Source organism: Geothrix sp. (assembly GCF_049292215.1).
Taxonomy (GTDB): Bacteria; Acidobacteriota; Holophagae; order Holophagales; family Holophagaceae; genus Geothrix.
In genome coordinates, this window is record NZ_JBATQW010000018.1 from 12,162 (window position 1) to 23,994 (window position 11,833).

The 11,833-nt window shown below is 66.8% G+C and carries 6 protein-coding genes; 3 read left to right on the forward strand and 3 right to left on the reverse strand.

The window, feature by feature from the left end; genetic code table 11:
* Positions 1 to 58: 58 nt before the first annotated feature.
* Positions 59 to 2,158 (reverse strand): hypothetical protein, encoded by a 2,100-nt coding sequence (locus tag WAS25_RS03270; RefSeq protein WP_422310075.1) that lies wholly within the window; start codon positions 2,156 to 2,158, stop codon positions 59 to 61.
* Between the two features lie 30 nt (positions 2,159 to 2,188).
* The gene (locus WAS25_RS03275) at positions 2,189 to 3,928 is read right to left on the reverse strand and encodes a SpoIVB peptidase S55 domain-containing protein (protein ID WP_422310076.1); all 1,740 of its coding nucleotides are present in this window, start codon (positions 3,926 to 3,928) and stop codon (positions 2,189 to 2,191) included.
* A gap of 156 nt (positions 3,929 to 4,084) precedes the next feature.
* Here WAS25_RS03275 and WAS25_RS03280 point away from each other — a divergent pair, with 156 nt between their 5' ends.
* From WAS25_RS03280 to WAS25_RS03290, 3 genes are all read left to right on the forward strand, one after another.
* A complete protein-coding gene (locus WAS25_RS03280) occupies positions 4,085 to 7,111 on the forward strand; it encodes a TonB-dependent receptor (protein WP_422310077.1) in 3,027 nt (1,008 codons plus the stop codon).
* A gap of 258 nt (positions 7,112 to 7,369) precedes the next feature.
* Positions 7,370 to 10,558, forward strand: a complete 3,189-nt coding sequence (locus WAS25_RS03285) for a carboxypeptidase regulatory-like domain-containing protein (RefSeq protein WP_422310078.1) — start codon at positions 7,370 to 7,372, stop codon at positions 10,556 to 10,558.
* 73 nt (positions 10,559 to 10,631) lie between these two features.
* Positions 10,632 to 11,402 carry a TIGR00282 family metallophosphoesterase gene (locus WAS25_RS03290; protein WP_422310079.1) on the forward strand — a complete coding sequence of 257 codons (771 nt, stop codon included), beginning with the start codon at positions 10,632 to 10,634 and terminating at the stop codon, positions 11,400 to 11,402.
* A gap of 104 nt (positions 11,403 to 11,506) precedes the next feature.
* Here the strand turns inward: WAS25_RS03290 and WAS25_RS03295 are convergent, their stop codons facing one another.
* Positions 11,507 to 11,809, reverse strand: a complete 303-nt coding sequence (locus WAS25_RS03295; RefSeq protein ID WP_422310080.1) for a hypothetical protein — start codon at positions 11,807 to 11,809, stop codon at positions 11,507 to 11,509.
* Between the last annotated feature and the right edge of the window lie 24 nt (positions 11,810 to 11,833).

Consider the following 11,833-nt stretch of genomic DNA (forward strand, 5'->3'; position numbering starts at 1 on the left):
CCGCCGTAAAAAATCGGCGGGCCATCTGGCCCGCCGATTCTTTGTAATGAGGAACGTCCTATCGCTTGGCGCCGCTGACCCCCAGCGACACAGCCGCAGTCTGCTCATTGTTGTGCTGGTCCACCACCCTCACCAGGACACGATCTCCACGGACTGCTTCGCGCGGCACCAGGACGTCGAAGCGCTCCTCCTTCTGATCGAAGACCCGGTCTTCGGGCACGATCTGGAGCCAGCGTTCGCCGTCGGCGCTGATGGCCGCATCCTTGAGGACCGAGGTCTCGTCCCGGGCCAGGAAGCGAACCCGGACGCCCTCGCCCTCCGCCGCGGCGCTCAGTTCCGAGATGGCAGGTGGCGTGTGGTCCACGGTGAAGGGCGCCGTGCGCCAGACGCCGGTCAGCGCCACGTTGAAGGGGGCCGAAGGCGCGTCCGTGGCTGTGACCTCCAGGCGGTAGCGGCCATCGGGCACGGGCAGCGTGTCGAAGCTGAAGAACTTCTCCTTCCAGGCCTTCTCGAGCAGCATGGGCGCGCCCCGTTCCGGGATCAGACGGATGGCGAACTGGACGGTATCGCCATTCGGATCGTTCACCCGGAACTGGAAGCTCTGGCCCCCCCGGCGGAAGCTGCGCTTCTCCGCGCCCATGTAGCCCAGGGCGGGAATGAGCTTCTGGGTCTCCAGGGGCACCCGCTCGATGCCGATGTCGTCGGGCGGCGCGGTGCGGGTGATGACCAGACCGGGCGGCATGATGTCCACGCCCTCCCAGACCGGGGCCAGGTTGCGGTGGGCCCAGAAGAGGCTCACGGTTTCGACGATGGGCGTGGCACCGCCCCGGGTGCTGCTGAGGCGGAGGCGGAACTGGGCGAAGCGCGCCGGCGGCAGGGCCGATCGCTCACCGCTGCGGAGGGGCGGGGTCCAGGGGCTCCAGGTGGCGTCTGGCGTCTCGGTGCTGCCCGTGCGGAACTGGAGCTCCACGTTGGTGCCGGTGGGGGTTTCCGCGTCCAGGTAGGCACGCCCCCAGTCCGCGAGGGGTGCTCCCCTGAGGATCTTCGATTCCAGGGTGCCCTCCGTGGCCTGGGCCTCGGAGAGCAGGTGCAGCTCGGCTGGATTCGAACCCACCACCAGCAGATCGCCTCCGGACGGCAGGAAGGCCGTGGCCTGGGCGGTACCCAGCTCCTGCACCACCGCGAAGGGATCGGTGTCCCGGGCCTTGCCCAAGGGCAGGGAGAAGAGCCGGGACCGGTTGCCCGTGCCCACCAGCAGCTGCCCCTTCCAGGCCGACAGGGCGTAGATCTGGCTCTGGGTGCTCTGCCACAGGGTCTCCGGAACGCGGTCCTTGTCCAGGCGGATGACGGCGGAGCGGGCGGTGCTGCCGGTGTCGGCCTGGAGGTAGCCTTCGCGGCGCTCCAGCTGGCCGGTACTGAACTTGGGCGTGAGGCCGTTGTCGGCGCCGATGTAGAGCTGGCCATCGGCGACCGCCAGGGCGCGGACCTCGTCGAAGGGCGTGTCCATCAGGGTCTCCAGGCGGTCGCCCTGGCGGCTGAAGCGCAGGACCAACCCGCGACCATGGCTGCCGAGGTACCAGCCCCCCTGCCCGTCCGGGGCCAGGGCCGTGAAGGCGGTCTCGTCCGCCAGCTCCGCCAGTCGGCGGCTGGAGCCTTCCCGGGCCTGGACCAGCAGGGCGCCCTTTTCGAAGCCGCCGGCCACGATCACCGCATCCCCATCCACAGCCAGGGCCCACACGATGCGGGCATCGATGTCGGCGAAGGGTTTCACCTCGCCGCCGGGCGACACCCGGAGCAGCTTGCCCTCCCCCGTGGGGGCCACGATCAGGTCCTGGCCCAGGCGGGCCATGGCGAACACGATGCCGCCCTTCACCTGGCCCAGGGGCTTCATCTGGCCGCCCACGTAGTGGAACAGCTTGCCGTCCGTGCCAGCGGACAAGTAGGCGCCGCCCGAGCCATCGGGCACCGCCGCCCAGATCACGCCCTCCGGCAGCTGGCCCACCCGACGGAGGTTCGGGGCCAGACGCAGGCGACCATCGGCGCTAATGCGCACGCCCCGGGTCTCCGAGCCGAGCCAGTCATTGAAGCCCGAGAACGTGGCCGAGGGCTGATCGGCGATGGCCGTCACCCCCATCGCCGCGAATAGAAGAACGGTCATCCAGCGCATAGATCCCTTTCGCGAACGCATCTACTCAATCTCCACTTCCAGCTGGCTCAGGCCGCGCACTTCCCGCTCCAGGGGCAGCAGGGCGCGCCCGATGATGCGGCGCTGCAGCCGATTGTCGCTGCTGACCCCGTCGCCGCTCACCAGGCTGGCCACGGAGGGCGGAATGCCCTCGATGCGGCTGCCGCGGAGCCCCGCGCCGGGCTGCGCCTGCACCAGAAGGGCGTAGGCGTGGTTGTTCCGCAGGGCGCCGTTCAGGATCCGCACCACGTCGCCGAGGGAGGCTGTCTCGATCACGCGCTCATCCGGATCCGCAGCGGTGAGGCTGTAGCCATCGCCCACCATGAGGATGGCCTTCCCCTTGGTGGCCGAGGAGGGCACCTGGATGTTGAAGGTCGCGGTCTCGCGAACCCCCTGGATGTTCTGGAGCGTCACCAGCACGGGCAGGACTTCGCCCCGCTTGGCGCGGGCCTTGAGCAGGCGTACGCCGGCGATGGCGGTCAGGTCCAGGCGCTCCTCGGCCTTGATGGTGAGGGAAATGCCCTCGATCAGGGGCTTCTCATAGGGGTTGAGGCAGATGGCCTGGAGCATGGCGCCCACGTACTGGGCCATGCGCCCGGGGTTCAGGTCTGCGATGACGTTCTCGATCACGATGGCGGGCTGGCCCACCAGCTTGATGTTCCCCTGCATGGAGAGGCTCTGCAGCCCGATGCCCCGGGTGTGGGCATCCAACGTCTGGGCCACGGCCGTGGCGGCCAGGGCGGCGGTCGCCGTGGGGTGGTCCATGAGCTCGAAGCGGAAGTTCAGGGTCTTCTTGCCACCCAGGTTCAGGCCGATGCGCATGGGCACTAGGCGGGCCTCGGCGCCCAGGAGACCGGCCACCCCCGAGCTGCGATCCAGCCGCAGGGCGCCGATGGGGGCCACCGGCATGGCCAGCTTGAAGGAGCTCTGGTAGCTGGCCACCGTGGTGGACACCGTGGCCGACCAGAGGGGCAGGTCCACCGGGCCGAGGTTGAAGAGCTGGTGCCCGAACAGCAGGATGCGCTTGCCAGAGACGTAGGTGATGGTGCCGGAGGCCGCCAGGTCCAGGTCCCCCTGCATGAGCGTGATGGCCGCCATGCCACCAGGCTCGATGGGGCTGGCGTCCTCCCGGCCCCCGGAGAGCGTGGGCACCGCCGTGAAGGTGACCGGCCAGCCGGACCACAGGCGCTGGGCTTCGGTCCCCAGGGCGCTCCCCACCAGGGCCATGGGCAGGGCCTGCGGATCGGACTCTCCGGTCAACGCCTGGAAGTCGAGCATCTGGCCCAGCAGGGCGGCCTTCAGCACCTTGGGCGGCTCCAGCTTGGGCAGGATCAGGGGCGTCCGGCTGGGGGCCAGCTCGGGGATGTCCCGGAGCTGGTCCAGCATCTCCGCAATGGGGGTGATGCCGCCGATGGGTTCCTTCTCGAAGGCGATGCCCGTGCTCAAGGCCCCGATGAGCTTGCCATCGATGTAGCAGGGGCTACCGCTCATGCCCGCCAGGATGCCGGTCTCGGCCAAGGGGCCACCGGAGGCCCGGACCATGATGCGGCTCCGACCCGGGGCCGCGTTCTTCTGCACGCCCAGCACTTCGAACTCGAAGCGGTCGATCTTCCCGCCCTGAAACACGGTCCGGCCATGCCCCTTCATGCCAGCCCGGATCTCCCCCACACCCATGGTGGCCGGCGCCTGGGCAAAAAGGGACATGGAGGACAGGAATAAAACGAGAAGACCGGCCAGTTTCATGAGGATCTCAAGGAAAGAAGAAGCCTAACAGACGGCCCCCCTCGGACCCTCCTGTGACCATCAGGTGTCATCGGCGTCACATTCGTTCCACGACCCAAAGGTCCCCTTCTGCGGAAGCCCCTGCCCCGTTACCCTCGAACAATGGAGGAACTTCACATGCGTTCAAGGCACTTGAGCAGCTCATCCCTCGTGGCCCTGCTGGTGGCAGCGGCCCCCCTCATGGCCCAGGGCGTGTCCGTCCAGCTGGGCGGGCGGGTACTGGACACCAAGGGGTCGGCCGTGGCGGGCGCCACGGTGGTGATCCGCAACGGCGAGACGGGCCTCACCCGCACCCTGCAGACCAGCAACGAGGGCCGGTATCTGGCCACCCTGCTGCCCGTGGGCCCCTACACCGTGACCGTCACCAAGGCCGGCTACCAGACCGCCGCGAACATCAAGGTGAACCTGAACCTGGGCGATGCCGCCCCCCTGACCATCAAGCTCGCCCTCGAGAGCGGCGCCGTGGTGGAAGTGGTCGCCGCCAGCGCCCAGGTGGATTCCGAGCGCGCCAGCGCCGCCGCCATCGTCTCCCCTGACAACCTGACCAGCCTGCCCGTCTTCGGCCGCAACTTCACCAACCTCGCCACCCTGGCCCCCCAGGTGGTGGTGGACAGCAGCCGCGGCAACCTGGCCATCGCCGGTCAGCGCGGCGTGAACACCTCCATCAACATCGACGGCGGCGACAACAACGAGCCCTTCTTCGGTGGCGCCACCGGCGCGGCCGAGGGCAAGACCCCCTTCACCATCTCCATCGAAGCCATCCGCGAGTACCAGGTGATCACCGACGGCGCCAGCGCCGAGTTCGGGCGCATGGGCGGCGGCTATGTGAACGCCATCACCAAGAACGGCACCAATGACCTCAGCGGCAGCCTCTTCTACTACCTGCGCCCCCGGAAGACGGTCGAAGCTGGCCCCACCCTGCGCCAGCCCAACGGCAGCACCACCACCAGCCCGGTGGGCGACTTCCAGCAGGAGCAGTTCGGCTTCAGCGTGGGTGGCCCCATCGTCAAGGACAAGCTCTTCTACTTCGTCGCCTACGATGCCCAGCGCAAGAAGTCCCCCATCAACCAGGTCTGGGGCGGCAACAGCCCCGTGACCCTGGATCCCGTGGCCAACCCTCGGGATGCGGTGCTCATCGCCAAGGGCGGCAGCTACTCCGTGCCCGAGGACTCGGACACCTACTTCGTGCGCTTCGACTTCAACCCCACCGTCAACCACAACATCCAGTTCCGGGTGAACCACTCCAGCTTCAAGGGTGTCACCGGCGCCGGCACCACTGCCGCCTACGAGAACCTGGCCTCGGATGACGTCAAGACCGACGCCTACGTCCTGCAGTGGAACTGGGTGCTGGGCAGCAACTGGATGAACGAGTTCCGCGTGAACATCGTCAAGGACGACATGCCGCGCTCGACCTACTCCAGCATCCCCGAAGTGAGCATCAGCAACGTCGGGTTCTACGGCGCCTACCCCTTCGACCGCACCTACAACACCAAGCGCACCCAGATCCAGGAGAACATCAGCTACGTCACGCCCACCTTCCAGGTGAAGGCCGGCATCGACCACAACACGATTGATGTCTCCGAGTTCTTCGCGGGCAACTGGCAGGGCGTCTACCTCTTCAGTTCGCTGACCAACTTCCGCGCCGGCAACTGGTCCACCTACCGCCAGAACTTTGGTCTGAGCGGCCCCGTGCAGCAGGCGGGTCTCTTCAGCGCCAGCGAGAAGCAGATCGCGATCTTCCTCCAGACCGACTGGCGCCTCACCGACAGCTTCAAGCTGGGCCTCGGCGTCCGCTGGGACCGCCAGGAGAACCCGGAGTACCCGGTCCTGGACATGAGCAACACCACGGCCAACCCCATGCCACTGACTGGGAAGATCCCCACGGACAGCCAGTTCTCCCCCCGCCTCTCCTTCACCTGGACTCCCGGCTTCGACCAGGGCAAGACCGTGGTTCGCGGCAGCCTGGGCCGCTATGTCAGCACCACGCCGGCCGTGTTCCTCTACCAGGCCTTTGCCGCCAATGGCCGGCGCACGGGTCAGAAGGACTTCACCGCCGCCGAGGCTGGCACCTACGGGATTCCCATCGGCGCCGCCTTCAATGCCGCGAGCCCCTACTGGATCTCCTCGTTCCCCACGGGCGCGCCCATTCCGCCCTTCAACATCTGGACCTTCAGCAAGGACTTCAAGAACCCCTACACAGACCGCGTGAACCTTGGCGCCGAGCGCCCCTTCTTCCGCGACCTGGTGCTCGGCTTCTCCGCCACCTACGCCAAGAGCAACCAGCTGGAGCGCACGGCTGACCTGAACCTGGGCACCCCCACGGCCAACGCCCAGGGCCGCCTGATCTATCCCAGCACCATCAGCCCCATCGTCATCTCGGCGCCGAACCCCACCACGGGCCTGTCCACCTGGTCCGGTGGCGCCTACACGCCCGTTCGACCCAACACCAACTACGGCACCATGGGCTACTACCTGTCGGATGCCACCGGCATCTACCATGCCTACACCTTCAGCCTGAAGTACCACAAGGACGACAGCGCCTTCGATGCGCAGGTCTACTACACCTACGCCATCAACAAGGACAGCGACTCCAACGAGCGCAACTACTCCGGCATCTCGATCCAGGACGCTGGCCAGCTGGGCAACCAGTGGGGCTATGCCGACACGGACCGCCGCCATGTGCTCACCGGCTACATGAGCTTCATGGACAAGAACGTCACCGGCGTCCTCTCGTCCCTGTCCTTCCGCTACCAGTCCGGCACGCCCTACACCCTGACCTACGGCACGGACGTGAACGGTGATGGCAACGGCAGCAACGACCGCTACTTCGCCAACGGCGTGGACTCGGGCCGCAACACCCAGCGGGCCGGCTCCGTCTTCTTCCTCGACCTGGGCCTGCGCCGCGACTTCAAGATCACCAAGCGCATCAAGGCGACGGCATCCCTGGACATCTTCAACCTCCTGAACCGCCAGGACACCTGGATGTCCACCCGTGTCTCCTACCCCAGCACTGGAACCAACCCCGGCAATCCAGGCGTCGTTCCGGCCACAGTGGATGCCGGCTACGCCCGGAACCTGCAGCAGCAGCAGAACCCGATCGGCTCGGCTCGCCAGATCCAGGTCGGCGCCCGGTTCGCCTTCTAATTCCAGAAGCAGCAGTAGCACCAGAAAGGCGGCGCCTCTGCGCCGCCTTTTTCGTGGGCCATGATTCCGGATCCCATGGACGGGCGGCCTACTCGATTCCGCGTAACCCAAGTGAATTCAATATGCAAACCTGTTACCCGGAAATAGCACTCGGGGAGTGCCATTTCGCCCTGCTTCAGCCATAATTCGACAATCCCGAAACGGATCCCCCGCTTTTCAACCTGCAGGCCACCCCCCTGGCCCCTCATGGAGGACTACATGCACTTCCGCCGCCCATCCATCGCCGTCCTCACGGCGTTCTCCCTTTGCGTCGTGGCGCACGCCCAGACCAGTCAGACCTCCGGGGCCCTGCGGGGCACCGTCAAGGACCGCGGTGGCAAGGCCATCAGCGGCGCCAGCATCCGCGTCGCCAACCTGGAGACCGGCGCGGGCCGCACGGTGCGGTCCACTGCCACCGGCGACTACAGCTTCCCCCTGCTGCCCAGCGGCGTCTATGAGGTGCTCGTCTCGGCCCCCGGCTTCAAGCCCGTCAAGGAGAACATCCGGGTGACCCTCGGCAACTCCGTGACCCTGAGCCCCACCCTGGAAGCCTCCGATGTCGGCGCCGTGGTGGAAGTGGTGGCGGCGGCCGGGACGGTGGACGTCAAGCAGGTGAGCACGGTGACGACGCTCGAGCAGGACCTGGTGGAGTCCATCCCGCTGGTCACCCGCAACTTCACGGATGTGGCCAAGCTGGCCCCTGGCGTCACCGCTGGTTCCGGCAGCCCGGCCCGCCTGGTGGTGGAGGGTGGCCGCCAGATCTTCAATGCGATCCAGATCGATGGCGCCAGCAACAACTCCGCCTTCTTCAATGAGCAGCGCGGCGGCGTCTACACGCCCTTCATTTTCGGCGCCGACACCATCAAGGAACTGCAGGTCGTCACCAACGGATTCGATGCCCAGTACGCCCAGGCCGGTGCCACCATCAACGCCATCACCAAGGGCGGTACCAACGAAGTGACCGGCAGCGCCCTCTACCAGCTGCGCAAGACCGCCTGGACCGAGTCCTCCGACCGCCCGCCCTTTGGCGGCTCCCCCGCCTCCGCCCGCACCAACGACTCCGAGAACATCAACTTCAACATCGGCGGCCCGCTGGTGAAGGACAAGCTCTTCTACTTCGTGGGCGTGGAGCGCTACACCAAGAAGATCACGGCCAATCCCATCGCCACCACCACCAGCGCCGCCGCCGGCATGACCGCGGGCGACCTGACGACCTTCCTGGCCTCACCCCTGGGCGGCATCATCACCAACCGCTCGGGTCTCACCTTGGCCCAGGAATTCGGCAACCCCGGCGCCGGCATCCCGGCCCACCCCTACCCCATGTCCAACACCAACACGGTGTATTTCGGCCGCCTAGACTGGGTGGCCAGCCAGAACCACCGCTTCGTGTTCCGCGTCAACTTCCAGGACATGACGGACACCCTGCAGAACACCAGCGCGAACCCCAACAACGCCGAGAGCAACAACATCCCCACCCGAGTGCAGTCCGTCAGCTGGGTGATCGAGGCCAACAACATCTGGACGCCCGAGCTCTTCACCGAGAGCCGCCTGCAGCTGGCCCGTGAGGCCCGGCCCATGACCGGCAACGCCGCCACCGGCGTCCCGGCCATCGCCATCCCCACCTCCGGTACCAACATGTCCTTCGGCACCAAGACCTCCACGCCGCGGGAGAGCAACGAGCTCACCACCCAGTTCTTCAGCGCCACCACCTGGGCCCACGGGGACCTGCAGGTGAAGGGCGGCGTGGACCTCCTCCGGGTCGACGAGGACAACCAGTTCTTCCAGAACAACGCCGGTTCCTGGCGCTTCGACACCTATGCCGGCGCCACCGCCTGGGCCACGGGCACCCTGGCTGCGGGCACCCCCGGCGGCATCACTTACGCCGGCGCAGTGAGCCCCTTCAATGGCCGCATCCCCATGAAGACCAGCACCGATGGCTTCTTCGGCCAGGTGCAGTACTCCGGCCTCTTCGACAAGCGGCTGACCCTGACCGCCGGCGTCCGGCACAACAAGCAGGACTTCTCCAACAACCCCCGCCCGAACCCGAACTTCAAGGGCCTGGACCAGGGCTTCGGAGGCACCACCACGGACCCCCGCCTCGCCTTCAGCTTCGATGTGGACGGCAAGGGCAAGACCGTAATCCGCGGCGGCTACGGCGTCTTCACCAGCCCCACCCCGCTGCTCCTGCACTCCAACACCATGACCGGCAACGGCCAGATCATCACCAACTACTCCTTCGCCCTGAACAAGACGAGTGCAGGCAACCTCGCCCTCTTCAACTCCGGCCTGCTGAGCGCCACCAACCTGCTCGGCGGCACCAGCCTGCGCAAGGCCACCGACTCTGAGCTGGCCGCCATCGCCACCAGCGGCCTCTTCACCGCCGGCGCCTCCCCCACCTCCCTCTGGGACCCCAACAACAAGCTGTCCCAGTCCAAGAAGCTGAACCTGGGCGTCGAGCGCGACCTGGGCAACAACCTCGTGGTGGGCATCAGCGGCACCTACGTGAAGTACGAGCACCTGCAGCGCTTCGAGAACATCAACCTGGGCCAGTACGACAGCTATGACCCGGCGACGGGCGTGGTGACTGCCGGCTACTACAACGACGGCTATGCCACCGGCATCAACCGCTGGTCCACCGCCACCCGCCCCGGCTACGCGGTGATCGCGGGCCGCCGCGTGGACTTCGGCCCCGCCGCCACCGTCCCCGGCAACCCCGTGGGCGGCTTCAGTGACGTCTACCTGGTCAAGACCGACGGCTACGGTTTCTATCGCGGACTCAGCGTGACCGCGAAGAAGACCTGGAATGACCGCACGGGCCTGATCGCCAACGCCACGTTGTCCCGCAGCCAGGATACGGGCTCCTTCGAGCGCGGCACCTACACCTCCGCCAGCACCGACTTCACCAGCGAGCTGGGCGCCTCCCTCACCCAAAATCCGCAGGACCCCGCCTCCAACTTCGGTTACGGCGACAGCGACCGCCGCGTGGTGGCGAACCTGGTCTTCTACTTCCCCGTCGGGGAGAACCTGGATGTGGCCATCCGAGGCCTCTACCAGTCGGGCCTGCCCTACACCGCCTACTACTCCAACGACCTGAACGGCGACAACATGGCCAACCATGTCCTGGCCGGCCACACCCGCAACGACCAGCGCCAGCCCAGCTACCAGCAGTTCGATGTGCGGGTGACCCGCGCCTTCAAGCTCACCAAGCGCTTCCATGTCGATGCCATCCTGGATATCTACAACATCCTGAACAAGCCCGACTTCAATGTGGCCAGTGCCAATTACAAGGCTGGCGCCTTGAACACGACGACCAACGCCTTCACCCCGAATACCACCTACGGGTACCTGACCACCGTGGACCGCACCAAGTCCCGCGAAGTGCAGTTGGGCATCCGACTCAAGTACTAGTCGGATCCACTCCAGGCAAAGGCCCCCGCACCCCGGGGGCCTTTTTCATGGGGAATTTAGTTAGGCTGGTTCCATGCGGATACTGGCGTTGGGTGATGTGGTGGGGGAACCGGGGCGGCGGCTGGTGGAGGCCTTCGTGCCCGAGCTGCGCCGGGAGACCGGGGCCGACCTGGTGGTGGTGAACGGCGAGAACGCCGCCCATGGCCACGGCATCACCGAGGCCATCGCGCGGGAGTGGTTCGACAAGCTGGGTGTGGATGTCATCACCACGGGGAACCACGCCTTCGACGTGAAGGGCATCGACGGCTACTTCCGCCAAGAGCCCCGCCTGCTCCGCCCGGCAAACCACCCTGCCGAGACGGCCGGCAATGGCTGGGTCAAGCTGCACACTCCCTCGGGGGCCGAGGTGCTGGTGATCAACCTCATGGGCCGTGTCCACATGCCCCCCTGCGACTGCCCCTTCCGCTGCGTGGACGCCATCCTGCAGAAGGAGCGCGCCGACCTCGTGCTCGTGGACATGCACGCCGAGGCCACCAGCGAGGCCCAGGCCATGGGCTTCCACCTGGAGGGCCGGGCGGCGGCCGTGCTGGGCACCCACACCCATGTGGGCACCCTCGACGCGAAGGTGCTGCCCGGTGGCACGGCCTATGTCACCGACATCGGCATGACCGGCCCCTACGAGGGCGTCATCGGCATGAAGAAGGAGGCCAGCCTGGGCCGCTTCCTGAAGGTCATCCGGCCGAGGTACGAGGTCGCCGAGGGGGACCTCCAGCTCCACGCCGTCCTGGTCACCACCGAAGGCAAGAAGGCCACGGGCATTGAACGGATCCTGCGCAGACTTTGATCGGTTCGCTGCGTGATTTCAGCGAGAGAAACGCATTCTCGGAGCACCGGAACCCGCTCCGCGCGCGGCTTTCAGCCGCGTGCTCCGCGACCCGTCAGCCGCCTTCAGCGACTGAAGCGCCTCAGCATCCGCATGTTCCTGCGGTAAGCCACGCCGCGGGTGAAGTTGATGGCCACCTGGCGGGGGAAGCGGGTGATGGAACTGGCCAGGGTGATAAACGTGCGCACCGTCTGGGCGGCGCCCCGGCCCTGGCGGCTGGCATTGTCGTAGTACACCATCAGGGCCTGGCGCATGGTGGCCCGGGGCAGGTTGAACAGCCCATAGCTCTCAATGACATCGTGGTTGATGCGACGGGTGCCGTCCTGCTCGGTGACGATGAGGTCCTCAGGTCGGATCTCTTGGCTCATGGCGACTCCCTGGGTCAAAAGTGT